This is a genomic window from Lysobacter sp. Root604 (assembly GCF_001427505.1).
Lineage (GTDB): Bacteria > Pseudomonadota > Gammaproteobacteria > Xanthomonadales > Xanthomonadaceae > Lysobacter.
On record NZ_LMGS01000009.1, the window covers coordinates 645,138 to 663,905 of the forward strand.

The following is an 18,768-nucleotide window of genomic DNA, read 5'->3' on the forward strand; positions in this document are numbered from 1 at the left end:
GGCAGCCGCGCGGGCGCATGCGCGCGCTAACGCGTTGCGCGCCGCCGCCGAGCGCGGCGATCGCGCCCAGCCAACTTGCAATCGGCTTGAGCTAGGCGCGCGCCGTGGAGCCACGCAGGCCCGGAAACGCCAGGCCATGGGATGCGATGAACGCGGCGAACCGCATCGCCGCGCCGGCTACTCGCCCAGCGCGATCCCGAAATGAAAGGCTTCGATGCGCAGGCCTTCGCGCAGATAGAACGCATGCGCGTCGCGGCGCTGAGTGCCCGAATCCAACTGCAGGCGCGCGCAGCCCAGGCGCAGCGCCTCGGCCTTGAGCCAATCCAGCATGGCCTTGCCGTAACCGCGGCTGCGCACGGTCTGGTCGGTGACCAGGTCGTCGACGTAGACGTGCAGGCCGACCGCCAGCATCTCCATCACCCGCCAGCACGCGAACGCGCGCGGCGCGCCGCCATCGTCGAACAGCACCGTGACGCGGCAGCCCTGGGCGATTTGGCGTTGGATCTGGGCGAGGAAGCGCGCTTCGTCGAACTCCGGGCGCAGCTGCGACACCAGCGGCCAGATCGCGCGCAGCTCGTCCTCGCCGCTGAGGATGCGGATGTCATGTCCGGACATGGGGCCGCCGTGCTTACCAGCTGAACAGCTTGTACTGCACCGGCGAGATCGGACCCTCGCCCTTGCTGCTGTCCAGGGTGCCGTCGCCGTCGCTGTCGACCAGGTAATAGACCGGTCCGCGCAGCGGCGTGATCTTGACCACGCGCAGCTGGCCGGCGACGCGGTATTCCTCGACGTTGTCGCCGTCGGGGGTGGCGCGGCGGGTGACCTCGGGGTTGCTGAGGTCGGCGGTGGGGTCGCCGCCGCCCATCGTGGCGCAGCCGGCCAGGGGAGCGAGCAGCAGCAGGGCGAGCGATGCGGTGAGGGTGCGCATGGCGGTTCTCCGGAATCCAGGCCCTCAGAATACCCCCGCCCGCTGTGAAGCGGCCGCATCGAAGCAGCGGAACAAGAGCCCGCTTAAGTTACGGGGGCGGCCTTCAGGAGGAAGGCGGGGTTGTGGGATGCAATCCGAATCGCCACGAAGCGAGGATTTCCGCGCTGCTTTCCGACCCCAGCCTCCGCATTCGCGGCAGGCGCGACCGGCCGGCGTAGAATCCGGGGCATGAAACGACTCGTCCTGATCGATGGCTCCAGCTATCTCTACCGTGCCTTCCATGCGTTGCCGCCGCTGAGCAACGACGCGGGCGAACCCACCGGCGCGCTGTTCGGCGTGGTCAACATGTTGCGCGCGACCTTGAACGAACGCCCGGACTACGTGGCCTTCGTGGTCGACGCGCCCGGCAAGACCTTCCGCGACGATCTGGACCCGCAGTACAAGGCCAATCGCCCGCCGATGCCCGAGGATCTGCGCGCGCAGGTGCTGCCGATGTGCGAGATCGTCGAGGCGCTCGGCATTCCGATCCTGCGCATCGACGGCGTCGAGGCCGACGACGTGATCGGTACCCTGGCGCTGCGCGCCGCCGGCGACGGCATCGACGTCACCATCTCCACCGGCGATAAGGACTTCGCTCAGCTGGTGCGCCCGGGCGTGGCCCTGGTCAACACCATGACCGGCAGCCGCATGGACTCCGACGACAGCGTGATCGCCAAGTTCGGCGTGCGTCCGAACCAGGTCATCGACCTGCTGTCGCTGATGGGCGACAGCGTCGACAACATCCCCGGGGTCGAGAAGTGCGGCCCCAAGACCGCGGCCAAGTGGCTGGCCGAGTACGACAGCCTGGACGGCGTGATCGCGCATGCCGATCAGATCAAGGGCAAGATCGGCGAGAACCTGCGCGCGGCGCTGGCGCGGCTGCCGCTGAACCGCCAGCTGGCGACGATCAAGACCGACGTGGGCCTGGAGCGCGGCCCGACCGAGCTGGCGCTGCGCGAGCGCCACGCCGAGGACCTGCGCCGGCTGTACGCGCGCTACGGCTTCAAACAGGCGCTGCGCGAGCTCGAGGGCGCCACCGGCAACGCCGACAACGAACTTGCCGCCGACCGCGCCGGCCTGCGCGCCACCGCGGCCGGCCACGCGCGCTCGTCCGCGCCCGCCGAAGCGCCCGACGCCGCGCTGGCGGCCAAGGGCGAGTACGAGACGGTGGTCGAGCCGGCGCAACTGCAAGCCCTGGTCGCGGCCCTGCAGAACTCGCAGGAGTTCGCTTTCGACTGCGAGACCGATTCGCTGGATCCGATGCGCGCGCGCCTGGTCGGCCTGAGCTTCGCGGTCGAACCCGGCCGCGCCTGGTACATCCCGCTGGGCCACGACTATCCGGGCGTGCCGGCGCAACTGGCCATGGACGCGGTGTTGGGCGCGCTGCGCCCGGTGTTCGCCGATCCGGCCCGGCGCAAGCTGGGCCAGCACGGCAAGTACGACCTGCACGTGCTGCGCCGCCACGGCGTCGAGGTGGCCGGTTACGCCGACGACACCATGCTGGAGAGCTTCGTCTACAACGCCACCGGCAGCCGCCACGACATGGATTCGCTGGCCAAGCGTTACCTGGGCTACGACACCATCAAGTACTCGGACGTGACCGGCAAGGGCGCCAAGGCGATCTCGTTCTCGCAGGTCGCGCTGGACGACGCCACCCGCTACGCCGCCGAGGACGCCGACGTGACCCTGCGCCTGCACCGCGTGCTGGGCCCCAAGCTCGCGGCCGAGCCGGCGCTGGAGCGCGTCTACCGCGAGATCGAGATCCCGCTGGTGCCGGTGCTGGAGCGTATCGAGGCCAACGGCGTGATGATCGACGCCGACGAGCTGCGCCGGCAGTCGCAGGACTTGGGCAAGCGCATGCTCGCGGCCCAGCAGAAGGCCACCGAGCTGGCCGGGCGCACCTTCAACCTGGATTCGCCCAAGCAGCTGCAGGCGCTGCTGTTCGACGAGCTCAAGCTGCCGGCGCTGATCAAGACGCCCACCGGCCAGCCCAGCACCAACGAGGAAGCGCTGGAGGCGATCGCCGACCAGCACGAGCTGCCGCGCATCATCCTGGAGTACCGCGGCCTGGCCAAGCTGCGCAGCACCTACACCGACAAGCTGTCGGAGATCGTCAATCCCGACACCGGCCGCGTCCATACCAGCTACCACCAGGCCGGCGCCGCGACCGGGCGCCTGGCCTCCAGCGATCCCAACCTGCAGAACATTCCGATCCGCACCGAGGACGGCCGCCGCATCCGCCGCGCCTTCGTCGCGCCGGCGGGCTGCAAGCTGGTGGCCTGCGACTATTCGCAGATCGAGCTGCGGATCATGGCCCACCTGTCCGAGGACGAGGGCCTGCTGCGCGCGTTCGCGTCCGGCGCCGACATCCACCGCGCCACCGCCGCGGAAGTGTTCGGCAAGGCCATGGACGAGGTCAGCGGCAACGAGCGCCGCGCCGCCAAGGCGATCAACTTCGGCCTGATGTACGGCATGAGCGCGTTCGGCCTGGCGCGCCAGCTCGGCATCGGCCGCGGCGAGGCCCAGGATTACATCGCGCTCTACTTCAGCCGCTACCCCGGCGTGCGCGACTTCATGGAGCGCACCCGCCAGGACGCGCGCGAGCGGGGCTACGTCGAGACCGTGTTCGGCCGCCGCCTGTACCTGGAGAACATCAAGGCCTCCAACCAGGGCCTGCGCGCGGGCGCCGAGCGCGCCGCGATCAACGCACCCATGCAGGGCACCGCCGCCGACATCATCAAGCGCGCCATGATCGCCATCGACGCCTGGCTGGCCGGGCAGGGCGGCCAGGCCCGGATGATCCTGCAGGTGCACGACGAACTGGTTTTCGAGGTCCAGGCCGGGTTCGTGGACACCCTGCTCGCCCAGGCCGGGGCGATGATGTCCGGGGCGGCCGAACTAAAGGTGCCGCTCGTCGTCGACAGCGGGGTCGGTGATAATTGGGACGAAGCGCATTAATAATCGGGAAAGCCCGTCGTTGCTGGGTTTGGCAGAATGAATCGGTCCTGAATCCAACAAATTATTAACTTCGATCTTCACGAACTATCCATGTGCCAGGTGGTCATATAGGTCGCGACAGATGCAACGTCTGTCGCTGATCTCTCCCTCCCCTGGAGTGATCCCGGAGCGAAGGCCCCTCCCCAGGTCCCGCTCCACCAGCCCCGCCGGCCCCCCCTGCCTGCGGGGCTTTTTATTTGTGCCGTCAGAACCGCGGCGCCCCGCATGCGATCCGATGGCCGGCGCCGACCGCGTCGCGCCTTGCCCGCGGTCGTGCATGTCGCCGGCCCCGGTCCGCGCGCGGGCCATACGCGTTGCGCACGCGGACCGGCCACAATCCCCGCCAACGCCATCGCCCAGCAGGAGCCTCCTCCATGTCCGACGCCTTCGATCTGTCGATGCCGTGGTGGCAATACGTACTGCGCGCCTGCGTCGTCTACTTCGTGCTGCTGGCGATGATCCGTCTGTCGGGCAAGCGCACGATGGGGCAGTTCACCTCGTTCGACATGCTGCTGATCGTGCTGCTGGGCAACGCGGTGCAGAACGCGCTGCTGGGCACCGACACCACCGTCGGCGGCGGCCTGATCCTGGCCGCGACGCTGATGCTGTTGAACTGGGGCGTCGGCTACCTGACCTCGCGCAGCGATCGCTTCGAACGCGCGTTGGAAGGCGTGCCGGTGGTGCTGGCGCGCGACGGCCACGTCTACCGCGAGGTATTGCGGCGCGAACTGGTCAGCCGCGCCGATTTCCACAAGGCCATGCGCGAGAACGACTGCGCCGAGGTCGACGAGATCGGCCTGGCGATGCTGGAGACCAATGGCCACATCACGATTTTGAGTCGCGAGAAGGGGCACGCGCCGCCGCGGTGATGGGCGAGAAGTCAGCGTAGAGGAGTGAGCAGTGAGTAAGGGCGGCTTTCGCTCACTGCTCACTCCTCTACGCTCACTCCTGCTTCAAAGCCAGTCGCGCGGCACCAGGTACTGCGCCAGGCGCGCCTCGGCGCTGTCCGGCTCCGGCGCATAGCCGTACTCCCAGCGCACCAGCGGCGGCAGGCTCATCAGGATCGACTCGGTGCGCCCGCCCGACTGCAGGCCGAACAGGGTGCCGCGGTCCAGGACCAGATTGAATTCGACGTAGCGGCCGCGCCGATAGAGCTGGAACTGGCGCTCGCGGTCGCCGTAGGGCGTGTCGCGGCGGCGCTCGACCAGGGGCAGGTAGGCGTCGAGGAAACCGTCGCCGACCGCGCGCTGATAGGCGAAGTCGCGCTCGAAGTCCTCGTGCAGGTCGTCGAAGAACAGGCCGCCGACGCCGCGCGTTTCGTTGCGGTGCTTGAGGAAGAAGTATTCGTCGCACCAGCGCTTGTGCGCGGGATAGCGCTGCTCACCGTAGGGCGCGCACAGCGCCTGCGCGGTGCGGTGCCAGTGCTGCACGTCTTCGTCGAAGGGATAGAACGGGGTCAGGTCGAAGCCGCCGCCGAACCACCAGGCCACGGTTTCGCCGTCGCGCACCGCGCGGAAGTGGCGCACGTTGGCGTGGGTGGTGGGCAGGTAGGGGTTGTGCGGGTGGAACACCAGCGACACCCCGACCGCGCGCCAGGACGCGCCGGCCAGTTCCGGGCGCGCCGCGGTCGCCGACGGCGGCAGTTGGGTGCCGGCGACGTCGGAGAAGCCGATCCCGGCCTGTTCGAACACCTTGCCGCCGCGCAGGATGCGGGTGCGTCCGCCGCCGCCCTCGGCGCGTTGCCAGACGTCCTCGACGAAGCGCGCGCCGCCGTCGGCCTGTTCGATGGCGGCGCAGATGCGGTCCTGCAGGCCGGTGAGATAGTCGCGTACGCGGTCGAAATCGCTCATGGCGCGTATTCTACCGGGCCGCGTGCGCGCGCTCGACGCCGCCCCGCGAACCGCCCGGCGCGGTACGGCTCAGGGCTGGGTCGTGGGCGCGACCGAGATGACGAAATCGGAGCCGCCGTTGGCCGCGGGCTGGTGCTTGACCGTCAGCGCGACCTGGGTGCCGCAGCCCTTGAGCAGCCAGCGCTCGGTGGCGCCGGCGTCGGCCTTGGCGGTTTCCAGCACGCTGCCTTCGATGCTGTCGAACTCCGGGCAGCCGTTGGCCGCGCTGCCGGCGACGATGGCCTGCTTGTAGATGTCGAAGCGCAGTTCCTGCGAGGTGCGGGTGTCGCCGCTGAACGGAATCGGCAGGCCGCTGATGAAGGTCGACAGCGCCGCCGAACAGGCCTCGGCGGGATTGGCCTCGATGCCCGGCTTCAGGCTTTTGTCGAACTGCTTGCGGAAGTTGCTGCGCTGCGCGGCGGCGCTGCCGCCCAGGTCCGGGTAGCGAGTGAGCGCGGCGACCTGTCCGGTGGCGATGGAGACTTCGCGCGGCGTGCGCCATTGCAAGTAAGCCGTCTGCAGCTGATCGATGCCGGCATAGCCCTTGGCGCGACACTCGGCGACGATGGCCTCGCGCATCAGCGAGGTGGTGAAGTTGCGCAGCGCGATCTGCTCCTGGTAGCCGGGCTTGGTGGCGCGACCGTCCTGGGCGATGGCCAAGGCGGGAAGCAACAGAGCGCTGAGCGCGCAGCGGAACAGACGGTTCTTCATGGCGGTTCTTTCCGGATCGCGGGCGATGCTAGCACCGCGCTATCCGCATTGGTCTGCGCGGCGGCTGCGTTTTCGACCTGCATCAGGCTGCGCGCGCTGGCGACCAAGACCAGCCATGGGACCAGCAGGCCCAGGACGCTCCACCAATATTGCATTATCGCGTCGCCGAACCAGGCCCAGGCCGTAAAGGCGCTGGGCCGGGCGACCAGATGCGTGTCGAGCATATGTGCGATCGAGGGAAGAAAGAAGGTCGCGTCCAAAGCGACGGCGAGCAGCGGCGGCGCGAGGACGAACACGAGCAGGCCCGCGACCAGCCACTGCACCGCGAACCCGCGCCGCAGACGGACCCAGCGCAGCGCGTCGCGCAGGTTCGCCGGCATCCGCGCCCAGCGCGTGTGCCGCAACCACAGCAGTACCCCGACCGTCAGCACGACCGATTGCAGCAACCAGCCGACCAGCGCTGCCGGCCAGTCCAAGGCTGGCAGCGCCGACACCAGGGCCGCCTCGGCGTACGTGGCCATCGCCGCCAGAAAGCCGCAGGCTATGGCCGCGCCGATCGCCGGCCACCCGGGCCAACCGGGTCGCCAGGCCAGCGGCGGCGCTGCGCGCGCGATGATGTCGCGGCGCAGACAAAACAGCGGGAAGGACAACATGTAAGCAATGGGCAGCAGCAAGATGGCCAAGAGGTCATCGGTGTGCAGGAGCATCGACAACAGCATCGCCACCCCGAGCACGGCCGCCAGCCCCAGGATCCACAGCACCAGCATCGGCAAGGTGCGCAGGCACCAGCGCAGCGAGGTGCGCGCAGCTTCATCGCGATCGAGCCAGTGCAGCACCAGCAGCCAAACCAAGGCCAGGGCCGCGACTGCGACGAAGGCGCTCAGCGCCAGCGTCAGCCAGGGCGGCCATGCGGACAGCGAAAGCAACCGCGCCACGGCCCGGCCGGGCATGTCCATCAGCGCGAGCGCTTGCCGGCGTACCGGTTCGTCCAGCAGCGCATAGCCCAATCGCGGCAGCGACAGGCACAGCGCGGCCCACGCGCCCGCAAGCGCGGCCCAGGCCGCGCTACGGCCGGCGCGCCAGGAGGATGAGCGGGATGGGATGGCGTCGGTATCGATCATGGTGGCGACGATATCGATTTCGCGCCTGCCGTACGAGAGCCGGTACTCGGCACCGGCCGGCCGGAGCGCACAGTGTTGGCCGTGCGCTCCGTATGCCGTCTTACTTGAGATTGCGCTCGAACAACTCGTAGATCCGCCGGTACTCGTCGTACCAGCTGTCCGGATGGGTGAAGCCGTGGCGCTCCATCGGGTAGGGCGCCAGTTCCCACTTGTCCTTGCGCAGCTCGATCAGGCGCTGCGACAGCATCACCGAGTCCTTGAAGAACACGTTGTCGTCGATCATGCCGTGCGCGATCAGCAGGTGATCCTGCAGGCCTTGCGCGTACTCGATCGGCGAGGACTTCTTGTAGGCCTCCGGATCCAGTTCGGGCGTGTTGAGGATGTTGGAGGTGTACTCGTGGTTGTACTGCGACCAGTCGGTGACCGGGCGCAGCGCGGCGCCGGCCTTGAACTTGCCGGGTTCGCGGAACAGCGCCATGAAGGTCATGAAGCCGCCGTAGGAGCCGCCGTAGATGCCGGCGCGATCGCCGTCGCCCTGCTTGTTCGCGATCAGCCAGTCGCGGCCGTCCAGGTAGTCCTCGAGCTCCGGATGGCCCATCTGGCGGTAGATCGCGGTGCGCCAGTCGCGGCCCAGGCCGGCGCTGGCGCGGTAGTCCAGGTCCAGCACCACATAGCCCTGCTGCACCAGCAGGTTGTGGAACATCTGCTCGCGGAAGTAGTTCGGGTAACGCTCGGTGACGTTCTGCAGGTAGCCGGCGCCGTGCACGAACATCACGATCGGGTACTTCTTGCCCGGCTCGTAGTTCTTCGGCCCGTAGAACTTGCCCCAGATCGTGCCGGCGCCGTGCTTGGACGGCACCTGCACGTACTCGGGCTGGATCCACTCGCGGTTCTTGAATTCGGGCTTGCGGGTGTCGGTGAGCCGGGTCAGTCCCTCGCCGTCGCTGCCGATCACCGCCAGCTGCGCGGGCATGTAGCTGGACGAGTAGCGCAGCAGCAGACGCTTGCCGTCGGGCGAGAGCGTGAAATCCTCGACGCCGTTCAGGGCGGTGACTTCGCGCACCGCGCCGCCGCTGCGGTCGACCGCACAGACTTCGTAGTCGCCGGGCCACTTGCGGTTGCAGACGAAGTAGACGCTGCGGCCGTCGGCGCTTACTTGCGGCGAGGACACTTCCCAGCGCCCGGAGGTGAGCGCGCGTCCGGCGCCGTTGCCTTCGCCTACATAAAGATGGGCGTAGCCGCTCTGCTCGGAGACCCACCACAACGCGGCCGCGCCGTTGCCGGTGGCCGGCAGCCAACCGAAGTCGCTGGTGTTCCAGCCGACCCAGGCGGGGTCGTTGCTGCGGTTGCGCACCACCAGCGCGGCCTGGGCCAGATCCACCGTGGTCAGCCAGCGGTCCTTGTTGTCGATCGCGCGCACCAGCACCGCGACCTGGCGGCCGTCGTCGCTCCAGCGGATCGCCGGGCCGCTGCCGTCGCCGTCGGTCTCGACGCGCACCGCGCGGTCGCCCTTGAGCGGATCCTTCTTGGCGGCCTTGCGCATCGCCGCCAGCGGGTCCTCGCCGATGCCGGGCAGGCGGTCGAACTTGAGTTCGGTGGCTTTGCCGGCGGCCACGTCGATCAGCCACAGCTTCTGCGGCAGCGGCGCGTTGCGGCCGACGCGGGTGCGCACTTCCTCGAATTCCTCGTAACCCGATTCGGTCACGTACTTGGGCATCTTGCCGCCCTGGCCGGCGTCGGCGCCCTTGGCCTGAGTGACCGCGAGCATCCAGCGGCCATCGGGCGACAGCGCGCTGTCGGAGATCTCGACATCGCTGCCCAGATAGACAGGCGCCGGCGCGCGGCTGTTGTCGGCGCGCCGCCAGGCTTCGTCCTGCTCGCGCGCGGCCTCGCGCTTGTCGCGATCGTCCTTGAGCGTGCGGATGGTGGCCAGCTGACGCTCGCGCAAGTCGTCGGCCTTGGGCGGCTTGGCCGGGTCGTTCTCGGCCTTAAGCTGCGCGGCCTGGCTCACGCCCTGGCCCGCGCGCCACGCATACCAATTGTTATCGACGCGGAACACGAGCTGGCCGTCGTGGCTCCACTGCGGGCGCGATTCCTTGTCGTTGCTGCGCGTGACCTGGGTCAGCGCGCCGCTGCGCAGATCGCGCACGAACACATCGCCGTTGCGCACATAGGCCATGCGCGCGCGCTGCGCGTCGTAGACCGGCTGCGCGGCGTCGAGATCGGCGCGCGCGGCGCCGTCGATCTTGGCGGCCACCGCGTTCGCGCCGGTGCCTTGCTGCCAGGTGTCCCGTACCGTCGCGCCCTCGCGTTTGAGCTGGTACTGCACGCGCTGTCCGTCCCAGGCCCACCAGGCCTGTTCGACCGGCGGCCCGATCCAGTCGGGATCGGCCATGGTCTGGGCGAGCGTGATCGGCGTTTGGGCATGGACGCTGGGGGCCAGCAACAGCACGGCCAGCGACAGGGTCAGAGCGTTCGGAACTAGGCGCATCGGCGGACCTGGTTGGAAGTCTAGGGTGGGCAAATTGACGCAGGTTAGCAGCCTCAATGGTTTGCGTGATTGGGCCATGGGTCACGGTGCTTTACCGGCCCGATGACGCGGCGCACAATGGCCCTGCGAATCTGAAGCCCCGTTGCAATTGCGGGACATGACAGGAGTCGTGCCGTGGATGCTTTGATGCTGTCGCGTATCCAGTTCGGGTTCGTGATTTCGTTCCACATCCTGTTCCCGGCCTTCACGATCGGACTGGCGAGCTGGCTCGCGTTCCTGGAATGGCGCTGGCTGCGCACGCGCGACACCGTCTGGCGCGACCTGTTTTTCTTCTGGACCAAGATCTTCGCCGTGTCCTTCGGCATGGGCGTGGTGTCCGGCATCGTCATGAGCTTCCAGTTCGGCACCAATTGGGCCGTGCTGAGCGAACAAGCCGGCAATATCCTCGGCCCGCTGCTGTCCTACGAAGTGCTCACCGCCTTTTTCCTGGAAGCGACCTTCCTGGGCGTGATGCTGTTCGGCTGGAATCGGGTCGAGGAGAAGATGCATTTCCTTGCGACCTGCATGGTCGCGCTGGGCACCTTGATCTCCACGTTCTGGATCATCTCGGCCAACAGCTGGATGCAGACGCCGGCCGGTTACAAGATCGTCGAGGGCGTGTTCGAACCCGCCAGCTGGTGGGCGATCGTTTTCAATCCGTCCTTCCCCTACCGCCTCGCGCACATGGTGCTGGCGGCGTTCATCACCACCTGCTTCCTGATCGGCGGCGTCAGCGCGGGTTATCTGCGCCGCGGCGTGCACGTCGATGCCGCCAAGCGCATGTTGAAGGCGGCGGTGGTGTTCGCCGCGATCACGGTGCCGACCCAGGTCTACGTGGGCGATCTGCACGGCCTCAACGCGCGCGAGCATCAGCCGATCAAGGTCGCGGCGATGGAAGCGCATTGGGAGGCCAAGCCCCGGGGCGAGGGCGTGCCGCTGGTGCTGTTCGCGGTGCCCAACGAGCGTGCCGAGCGCAACGACTACGAAATCGCGATCCCTAAACTCGGCAGCCTGATCCTCACCCACACCCTGGACGGCGAGATCCAGCCGCTGAAGTCGGTGCCGCCGGAGGAACGTCCGCCGGTGAAGCCGGTGTTCTACGCCTTCCGCATCATGGTCGGCCTGGGCGTGGCCATGCTGCTGCTGGTGCTGGCCTCGCTGTGGGCGTGGAAGCGCAAGCAGCTCTACGAAGGCCGCGGCTTCGGGCGCTGGGTCTTGAACGGCTGGCGCGCGATGACCCTGAGCGGCTTCGTGGCGATCCTGGCCGGCTGGTACGTGGTCGAGATCGGGCGCCAGCCGTACGTGATCTACGGATTGTTGCGCACGGCCGATGCGGTCAGCGCGATCAATGCGGGCAGCGTGTTGACCTCGTTGATCGTATTCGCGGTGGTCTACCTGACCGTGTTCGGCGCGGGCATCGGTTATCTGGTCAAGTTGATTCGCAAGGGGCCGCATCCACACGAGCCCGCGCCGCGCCAAGGCCAGGGCGAGAAGACCCCGGCGCGGCCGTTGTCGGTGCCGGACGAGCCGTCCGAAAGCAAAGCGTGATCGCCAGCGCGCAGCATGCGCGCTTCATGAAGTCCCGCCGCGGCGGGAGCGACGCAGAAGGTGGTGGACGATGGAATACTGGCTGCCAATCGTATGGTTCGGCGTGATCGGTTTCGGCGTGCTGATGTACGTGCTGCTGGACGGCTTCGTGCTCGGCCTGGGCATCCTGGCGCCGTTCGCCGAGGACGAGGGCCAGCTCGATCACATGATGAACACCGCCGCGCCGATCTGGGACGGCAACGAGACCTGGCTGGTGCTGGGCGGCGCGGGTTTGCTGGCGGCGTTTCCTAAGGCCTACGCGGTGGTGCTGTCGGCGTTGTATCTGCCGGTGTTGCTGATGCTGATCGCGCTGGTGTTCCGCGGCGTGGCGTTCGAGTTCCGTTTCAAGGCGCAGCGCGCCAAGCCGGCCTGGGGCGCGGCGTTCGCGCTGGGGTCGTTGCTGTGCGCATTCGCGCAAGGCGTGATCCTGGGCGCGCTGGTGGAGGGCATGCCGCTGCAGGGCGGCAAGTACATCGGCGGTGCGTTCGAGTGGTTCAGTCCGTTTTCGATGCTGACCGGCGCGGCGGTGGTGTTCGGCTATGCGTTGCTGGGTTCGACCTGGCTGATCCTCAAGACCGAGGGGCGCATGCAGGAGGTCGCGCGCACGCTCACGCGGCCGTTGGTGCTGGTGGTGGTGGTGTTCATGGGGCTGGTCAGCGCGTGGTTGCCGTTCCTGGACTCGCGGATCATGGCGCGCTGGTTCGAGGGCGCGAATTTCCTGTGGTTGTCGCCGGTGCCGCTGCTGGTGCTGGCCAACGCGTTCGCGCTGTGGCGCGCGGCGATGCGCGAGGGGCGCGATGTGGCGCCGTTCGTGTTGACGCTGTGTTTCTTCGTGCTCGGTTTCGCGGGCTTGGTGCTGGGTATTTGGCCGAACATCGTGCCGCCGGGTTTGACGATCTGGGAGGCGGCGTCGCCGCCTTCGTCGCAGGGCTTCGTCTTGGTGGGGCTGGTGGTGTTGTTGCCGGCGATCCTGGGCTACACGTATTGGTCGTATAGCGTGTTCAAGGGGAAGATCGCGGCGGATGCGGGGTATCACTGAGTCCTTGGCTTGTTTATGGCCGGCTGCATCCGACTGGTGCGCGGGATGGGCGCTGACTCATCAACGGCTTTCGTCTGTTGCGCATGCGAGTTGCTTCCTCTCGCTTCTGGCTCCCTCCTTCGAAGAGGGTGAAGCCCCGCGGCTTACGAACCGCAGGTTCGTGCACGGCTGAACACTAGCAAGCTCATGCTCCTAGCTCCCTCCTTTGAAAAAGGAGGGTTGGGGAGGATTTGCTTTTGCTGTTGCTTCGTCCGCTTCGGCTCGAAGGTCAACGGCTTCCGCCTGCTGCGCATGCGGGTCACCTTCTCTTGCTAGCCCAAGAATCCGTCTGGATTCCCTTCGGTCAAAAGTTACCAAAGAGAAGGGCTAGCGTGACCAACCCTCCCCTGCGGGTTCGGTGCTTTCGCCGGGATTTTTCGAATGGACGTCCCAGTCCATTCGAAAAACGGCGCGCGTCCTGCGCGCCGCCCTACGGGTCTACGACTGGTCGTGTGGGTGCGTTGCTTTTGGACTTGAATGCCGCAGCAACAGCAACAGCAACAGCACAACAGCCGCAGCGACGAGTGGGGTAGGCGGTAGCTGGAACTCAGGGGCCGGCGGCGGCGCGACAGGCTTGAAGGGGGAGGCCCGGGGTCGCCCAAGCGCCCGGCCAGGCCGTCACGCGGCCGTGAGCCCCGTCACGCCAGCCCGCCCGCTAGCAGCCGCTCCCGCGCCTGACGCTGAACGTCAGAGTTCGCGTGACGCGGATGGGCAGGTATGCTGTGCGTCACATAAACCCGCACCGAAAATCCGACCGGGAGCCGAGCCGTCCAGCGCATGCAAGCCTACGTCTACAAGAGCCTTCGCAAGGACGAAACCTACGTCTTCCTGGCCGCGCGCGACGACTTCGAGCGCGTGCCGGAACCGCTGCGCGCCCAGTTGGGCGCGCTGCAGTTCGTGCTTGAGGTGGCGTTGACGCCCGAGCGCCAGCTGGCCCGGGGCGACAGCGCGGTGGTGCGCGAGAACCTGGCCAGTCGTGGGTTCCATATCCAGTTCCCGCCGCGACACGACGAAGTGCGGTCCGATGCCTGAGCGCCGCAGTCCCTGGTCCGACCCCAAGCACGCCCGGCTGCGACTGGCCGCGACCGCGGCGGCGGGGCTGGTATTGGCGCTGCTGACCGGCTTTGGCGGCGTCGTCGCCGCGCTGGCCGGCACCCTCGCGCAGCCGGCCTACGCGCTGGCGGCGCGGTTCTGGCGCGACGACGCCGAGCAGCCGCGCCCGGTCTGGCTGCGCGATGGCGGCACCCTGGTGCTGTTGTGGGGCGCGGGCGTGACCGCCCTGGCCCTGGTCGTGGCCTGGCCGCTGTCCTCGCTGCTGCAGACCGGCTCGCTGATGGCGGCGCTGGGTCTGAGCATGGTCGGCGGCATCGCCCTGCTGGGCCTGTGGCGGGTCTGGCCGCTGTGGCATGAACTCGAACGCGACGGCGGTGGCCTGCGCGAGTACTGGCAGGCGCTGAGCGAACTCGAACTCGGGGCCTGGCGCGGGCTGGGCGTGGCCGCGATCGTCTCGGCGCTGGCCGCGGCGGTGGTGGCGCTGGCCTGGCCGGACCTGCTGACGCAGGGCGCGCGCTGGGGTCTGGCGATCGCGCTGGCGCTGGGCTCGCCGCTGCTGCACTGGCTGCTGCAGGGGATCGAACCGGCCGACCCGCTGCCGGGGCTGGATTTCGTCGCCGACGACGAGCCGCTGGATCTCGCCCAGGCGCCGCTGCTCAGCGGCGAGCCGCTGGAGCCGGCGCTGTACGCGGCCGCGCGCGGCGGCCGGGTCGAACGCGCGTTGGAACTGATCGAGCTGGGCGCCGACGTCAACGCCGCGCCGCCCACCGACGAACGCGACCAGCGCAGCCTGGCGGTGCTAGCCGCGGTGCTGCCGGACTTGCGCCTGTTGCGCGCGCTGATCGCCCACGGCGTCGACCTCAACGCCGCCACCGCCGGCATGACGCCGTTGCTGGCCGCCACCCGCGACAGCTGGCACGGCCGCCCCGACGCGGTCATGACCCTGCTGGCCAATGGCGCCGACCCGCGTCTGGCCGACGGCGACGGCAACACCCCGCTGCATCACGCCGCGCGCAGCTCCGACCCCGGCGTGGCCGCGCTGTTGCGCGACGCCCAGGCCGAGCTCGATCCGCTCAACCGCGACGGCCAATCACCGCTGGGCGTGGCCTGCGCGAGCGGCAACTGGCGCCTGGCCAAGTTCCTGCTCGAACGCGGCGCGCGTCCCGAGCCCGCCGGCGGTCAGCCTGTGCTGTTGGCCGCGGCCGGCACCGAGGAAGACGACCCGGCCGGCGTCAGTCTGCTGCTCAAGCAGAAGGCCAAGATCGACGCGCGCGACGCGCACGGGCGCAGCGCCCTGCACGAAGCCGCCTACGCCGGCCATCTCGATATCGTGACCGTGCTGTTGGCCGCGGGCGCCGATCCGAACGCGATCGATGCGCGCAGCCGTACCCCGCTGCTGGAAGCCGCGCGTGGCGCGCGCCTGGGCGTGCTCGACCGCCTGCTCGAACACCTGCCGCGCGGCGGCGCCGCCGAGGCGGCGATGACCGACGCCGAGGGCCGCAACGCGCTGGCCCTGGCCTGCATGGCCGACAACGCCACGCCGCAACTGGTGCAGCGCCTGCTCGACCTGGGCGTGGACCCGGAACAGCGCGACGCGATCGGCAAGCGCGCGGTGGATCGCGCCGCCGAGGCCGGCCGCTGGTCGCTGGTGGCCGCGCTCGATCGCGCCTATCCCTTGCCGGCCGCGGTCAGCGACGACGACGGCGGCGACGCGCCGTTGCCCGACCGCATGCCCGCCAGCCTGCTGCGCGACGGCCTGCGCGAAGGCCGCGCCGCAGAACTCGGCGGCCTGGCCAAGCTGCTCACGCCGGCCGAGTTGGGCGCGCAGCTGCACGACGAAGACAACGCACTTTCGCCCGAGCGCATCGCCTGGTTGCTATCTCAAGGCGCCGACGCCGAAACCCGCGACGCCCACGGCGACACCCCGATGTTCGCCCTGCTGGGCCGCGGCCCGACCGCGGTGCCGGCCTTGCAGGCGCTGCTGCGGCGCGGTGTTTCGCCGGCCGGCGCCGGCGGTCTGGCGCGCTTTCTCGCCGCCTGCGCCAGCGCCGAACAGGCCGCGCGCGGGCTGGAGCAGTTCGCGCTGGACCTGATCGAACGCGGCGCCGATCCGTTCGCGCATTCGCGCAACGGCGACCCGACCCTCGCGCTGTCGGTGCGTCTGGGCTGGACCCGTCTGGTCGACCGCCTGGTCGCAATCGGCGTGGCCCTGGACACCCGCGACAGCCACGGCATGAGCGCGCTGCACCTGGCCGCCGCGCTCGGCCGCGAGACCATGCTCAAGCGCCTGGTCGCGCAGGGCGCTTCGCCCGATCTGCTGGCCGCCGACGGCCAGACCCCGCTGGGCGTGGCGCTGTCGTCCGGCCGCCGCGACCTCGCCGACTGGCTGGATTGGCGCGGCTGGCCGCTGCCTAAGCGCCCGCTGCAGGCCTACGACGTGCCGGCCGCCGCGATCGTCGGCGATGCCGATGCGGTGCGTCGCCTGCTCGACCTCGGCCTGGCGGTGGACGCGCTCGATCGCCAGGGCTGTAGCGCGCTGCTGCGCGCGGCCGGCGGCGGCCATCGCGCCGTCGTCGACCTGCTACTGGCGCGCGGCGCCGATCCGCAGCTGCCCGCGCATTCCGGCGCGACCCCGCTCTCGGCCGCGGTCAGCATGCGCCACGGCGACATCGTCGATCGACTGGTCTCGGCCGGCGCTTCGCTGGAACAACGCCTGCCGGGCGGCCTGACCGTGCTGATGGTGGCTTGCGCGCTGGGCCTGACCGATTTGGCCGCGCGCCTGCTCGCCGCCGGCGCCGACGTCCACGCGCAAGACGCACAAGGGCGCATGGCCCTGCATTGCGCGGCGATGTACGGCTTCACCGCGCGCGAGCGCAGCCGCCTGGTGGCGCTGTTCGACACCTTGCTGCTGGCCGGCGTCGACGCCGACGAGTCCGCCGCCGGCGCCACCCCGCTGCTGTTGCTGCTGGGGGCGCGCGCCGAGCCGGGCACCGCCGCCGACGAGGAAGTGCTGGTCGCCGGCCTCGATCTGCTGCTGGATCACGACGCCGCGCTCGACGCCCAGGATCCGCGCGGCTTCGGCCCGCTGCATCTGGCCGCTTTGCACGGTCTGCTGCGTGTGGTCCAGCGCCTGCTGCGCGCGGGCGCCGACCCGGACCTGCGCGATGCCCTCAACCGCACCCCGCGCGAGATCGCGGTGATGCGCGGCTTCGTCGACATCGCGGCCGAATTCGCCCCGCCCGCACCGGGCAACGGCGTGTCGATGGCGCGTTTCCTGCGCGAGCGTTGAGCGCGGTCTGAACTTGGCTGCGGCGCACTGGCGGTGCCGCATGCCTCAATGCGGCGAACGCCGCTTGAGTTTTCGACGCGTCCTAATTGTCGACCCGGCTAGGCGCGCATCAGACGGCAGAGCTTCCTTGCGGTGCCGAACGGCGTTTACTTTGCGAATTGCGAATCGGGTCGAAATGAGTGGATAGTTTCCCAAACGAGTAGCGCGCTGTATGACAGGCGGCCACGGGGGGAAGATGTCGAAGAATGGATTCGCAGCGGGTATCGCCGCTTTGCTCATCGTTGGCTGCGTCGTGGCCGTCGTGTGGCGGCAGAAAGCGCAAGGCGTTGCTTCGCATTCGGCGACCGAGGCCGCTGGAACTAACGATGCGAGCGTGGCTCGGAGCGGTCGTTTAGGCCTCGATAGTCGCGAGGTCGGGCGATCGAGTGCGCTCGCCATCAAGGCATCTGCCGAATCGATAAAGGATGTTCCTCCTGAAACAGCCTTGGCGCAGGCACAGGTTCTCAGTCGGTGTATTCGGACTGGTGGAGGGAAGCGCATCAGCATGCCAGAGGGGCTGACCGTTGCGCAGCGCCAGCAATTGCTCGCCAGCAGCGGTTTGCTCGATATGAAGTGTCCCGAAGCCATCGACGCTTACAAGGTATATGCCTTGGCCGAGCACTCCGCGGAGTCCGGGAATCTCCAGGCTCAACTCGACTTCCCGGTCTTGGTGGAGGGCGTTTTCCTGTCGCAGGAGGCCAGGTTGGACACAGAGTTGATCGCCAAGTTCAAGCGCGACTCGATGCGCTTTCTCGAAATGGCGAGACAGGCGGGTAGTGCCGAGGCGTTACTCCGGATTTCGGAGAACTATGATGCGGGCCTGTTGGTCGACAAGGACCCCATGAAGGCGTACGCGTATTGCTACGCATGGGGGCAGCGCTCTGTGTCTGCGATCGCGGCGCAACGGCTGACGACCCTAGGGAGAGCGCTCTCGCCGACACAGATACTCAGAGCACAGCAGCACGCTCAGACCTTGCTCATGCCGTCGGCCACACAGGAAGGGGTGGGGAAATGAAGAAGGTAACTAAGCTGCTTCTTGTTCTGACATTGGTCGGTATTGGCGGCATTGCTTTGGCCAAGTACGTAGGACGCTTTTATTGCGCAAACTGCGAAGTAGGAGCGGGCTTGGCGGATGGAACCACGCTGGCCTTCATACGCGAAGTGGTCAATCGACTGGACAATCAGGGCAGTTGGGTAAACCCCGAGGGACGGCCGAACCAAGTCACCGTTTGCAATGGAACTAAGTGCTCGATCTACACTGTGGCGGTAATGTCCGCGATGTTCGTGTCTGAAGGCTATTGGTATAGCGATTGGAAGGGCGAAGGCGACAACACTGGCGGCGGCGCCAGTGGCGGAATCGGCGATTGGGGTGGGTCTGACCCGGTAGGGGAAGGTCCATACGACAACTGCTTTTCCCAGCCCGGCGGTGGCGGTTGTGTGTCGGTGGGCGGCGGCCAGTACCACTGCGAAGCGCGGTACACCGAGCTGATATGTCCAGGCGTCTAAG

At 68.4% G+C, this 18,768-nt stretch carries 14 protein-coding genes; 8 read left to right on the forward strand and 6 right to left on the reverse strand.

The genetic code is table 11. From position 1 onward, the window contains the following. Positions 1-177: 177 nt before the first annotated feature. Complete coding sequence (locus ASD69_RS11225; RefSeq protein ID WP_056177835.1) at positions 178-615, reverse strand: GNAT family N-acetyltransferase; 438 nt, start codon at positions 613-615, stop codon at positions 178-180. A gap of 13 nt (positions 616-628) precedes the next feature. Beyond that, positions 629-928, reverse strand: a complete 300-nt coding sequence (locus tag ASD69_RS11230) for a DUF2782 domain-containing protein (protein WP_056177837.1) — start codon at positions 926-928, stop codon at positions 629-631. A 228-nt stretch (positions 929-1,156) separates the two neighbouring features. Between ASD69_RS11230 and polA the strand changes: the two genes are divergently transcribed. Further along, the gene (gene polA / locus ASD69_RS11235; RefSeq protein ID WP_056177839.1) at positions 1,157-3,925 is read left to right on the forward strand and encodes a DNA polymerase I; all 2,769 of its coding nucleotides are present in this window, start codon (positions 1,157-1,159) and stop codon (positions 3,923-3,925) included. A 413-nt stretch (positions 3,926-4,338) separates the two neighbouring features. Beyond that, positions 4,339-4,833, forward strand: coding sequence for a YetF domain-containing protein (locus tag ASD69_RS11240; protein WP_056177841.1), 495 nt, complete (start codon positions 4,339-4,341; stop codon positions 4,831-4,833). 84 nt (positions 4,834-4,917) lie between these two features. On the opposite strand, the gene hemF is transcribed toward ASD69_RS11240, so the two are convergent. From hemF to ASD69_RS11260, 4 genes are all read right to left on the reverse strand, one after another. Then, positions 4,918-5,814 carry an oxygen-dependent coproporphyrinogen oxidase gene (gene hemF, locus ASD69_RS11245; protein WP_056177843.1) on the reverse strand — a complete coding sequence of 299 codons (897 nt, stop codon included), beginning with the start codon at positions 5,812-5,814 and terminating at the stop codon, positions 4,918-4,920. Between the two features lie 69 nt (positions 5,815-5,883). Continuing rightward, positions 5,884-6,564 carry a hypothetical protein gene (locus ASD69_RS11250; RefSeq protein WP_056177845.1) on the reverse strand — a complete coding sequence of 227 codons (681 nt, stop codon included), beginning with the start codon at positions 6,562-6,564 and terminating at the stop codon, positions 5,884-5,886. Then, positions 6,561-7,685, reverse strand: coding sequence for a hypothetical protein (locus tag ASD69_RS11255; RefSeq protein ID WP_056177847.1), 1,125 nt, complete (start codon positions 7,683-7,685; stop codon positions 6,561-6,563). Before ASD69_RS11255 ends, ASD69_RS11250 begins: the two co-directional genes overlap by 4 nt. A gap of 100 nt (positions 7,686-7,785) precedes the next feature. Continuing rightward, the gene (locus ASD69_RS11260) at positions 7,786-10,176 is read right to left on the reverse strand and encodes a S9 family peptidase (protein ID WP_056177849.1); all 2,391 of its coding nucleotides are present in this window, start codon (positions 10,174-10,176) and stop codon (positions 7,786-7,788) included. A gap of 174 nt (positions 10,177-10,350) precedes the next feature. On the opposite strand from ASD69_RS11260, the gene ASD69_RS11265 reads away from it, so the two are divergent. The 6 genes from ASD69_RS11265 to ASD69_RS21920 all read left to right on the forward strand — a co-directional run bounded on the left by ASD69_RS11265 (position 10,351) and on the right by ASD69_RS21920 (position 18,767). Further along, a complete protein-coding gene (locus ASD69_RS11265) occupies positions 10,351-11,763 on the forward strand; it encodes a cytochrome ubiquinol oxidase subunit I (RefSeq protein WP_056177851.1) in 1,413 nt (470 codons plus the stop codon). A 70-nt stretch (positions 11,764-11,833) separates the two neighbouring features. After that, positions 11,834-12,841: a cytochrome d ubiquinol oxidase subunit II gene (gene cydB / locus ASD69_RS11270; RefSeq protein ID WP_056177853.1), complete on the forward strand. Its 1,008-nt coding sequence runs from the start codon at positions 11,834-11,836 to the stop codon at positions 12,839-12,841. A gap of 816 nt (positions 12,842-13,657) precedes the next feature. Further along, positions 13,658-13,912 carry a YcgL domain-containing protein gene (locus ASD69_RS11275; protein ID WP_056177855.1) on the forward strand — a complete coding sequence of 85 codons (255 nt, stop codon included), beginning with the start codon at positions 13,658-13,660 and terminating at the stop codon, positions 13,910-13,912. Then, a complete protein-coding gene (locus ASD69_RS11280) occupies positions 13,905-17,222 on the forward strand; it encodes an ankyrin repeat domain-containing protein (protein WP_056177857.1) in 3,318 nt (1,105 codons plus the stop codon). Before ASD69_RS11275 ends, ASD69_RS11280 begins: the two co-directional genes overlap by 8 nt. Before the next feature lie 235 nt (positions 17,223-17,457). Continuing rightward, the gene (locus ASD69_RS21915; protein WP_157499158.1) at positions 17,458-18,276 is read left to right on the forward strand and encodes a hypothetical protein; all 819 of its coding nucleotides are present in this window, start codon (positions 17,458-17,460) and stop codon (positions 18,274-18,276) included. Further along, positions 18,273-18,767 (forward strand): hypothetical protein, encoded by a 495-nt coding sequence (locus tag ASD69_RS21920; protein WP_157499159.1) that lies wholly within the window; start codon positions 18,273-18,275, stop codon positions 18,765-18,767. The genes ASD69_RS21915 and ASD69_RS21920 overlap by 4 nt, the downstream gene beginning before the upstream one ends. The last annotated feature ends 1 nt before the right edge of the window (position 18,768 follow it).

Bases quoted from the DNA above. Each gene is read 5' to 3' on its own strand.
- ASD69_RS11225 (WP_056177835.1), bottom strand. From the start codon at position 615: ATGTCCGGACATGACATCCGCATCCTCAGCGGCGAGGACGAGCTGCGC.
- ASD69_RS11230 (WP_056177837.1), bottom strand. From the start codon at position 928: ATGCGCACCCTCACCGCATCGCTCGCCCTGCTGCTGCTCGCTCCCCTG.
- polA (WP_056177839.1), top strand. From the start codon at position 1,157: ATGAAACGACTCGTCCTGATCGATGGCTCCAGCTATCTCTACCGTGCC.
- ASD69_RS11240 (WP_056177841.1), top strand. From the start codon at position 4,339: ATGTCCGACGCCTTCGATCTGTCGATGCCGTGGTGGCAATACGTACTG.
- hemF (WP_056177843.1), bottom strand. From the start codon at position 5,814: ATGAGCGATTTCGACCGCGTACGCGACTATCTCACCGGCCTGCAGGAC.
- ASD69_RS11250 (WP_056177845.1), bottom strand. From the start codon at position 6,564: ATGAAGAACCGTCTGTTCCGCTGCGCGCTCAGCGCTCTGTTGCTTCCC.
- ASD69_RS11255 (WP_056177847.1), bottom strand. From the start codon at position 7,685: ATGATCGATACCGACGCCATCCCATCCCGCTCATCCTCCTGGCGCGCC.
- ASD69_RS11260 (WP_056177849.1), bottom strand. From the start codon at position 10,176: ATGCGCCTAGTTCCGAACGCTCTGACCCTGTCGCTGGCCGTGCTGTTG.
- cydB (WP_056177853.1), top strand. From the start codon at position 11,834: ATGGAATACTGGCTGCCAATCGTATGGTTCGGCGTGATCGGTTTCGGC.
- ASD69_RS11275 (WP_056177855.1), top strand. From the start codon at position 13,658: ATGCAAGCCTACGTCTACAAGAGCCTTCGCAAGGACGAAACCTACGTC.
- ASD69_RS11280 (WP_056177857.1), top strand. From the start codon at position 13,905: ATGCCTGAGCGCCGCAGTCCCTGGTCCGACCCCAAGCACGCCCGGCTG.
- ASD69_RS21915 (WP_157499158.1), top strand. From the start codon at position 17,458: ATGTCGAAGAATGGATTCGCAGCGGGTATCGCCGCTTTGCTCATCGTT.
- ASD69_RS21920 (WP_157499159.1), top strand. From the start codon at position 18,273: ATGAAGAAGGTAACTAAGCTGCTTCTTGTTCTGACATTGGTCGGTATT.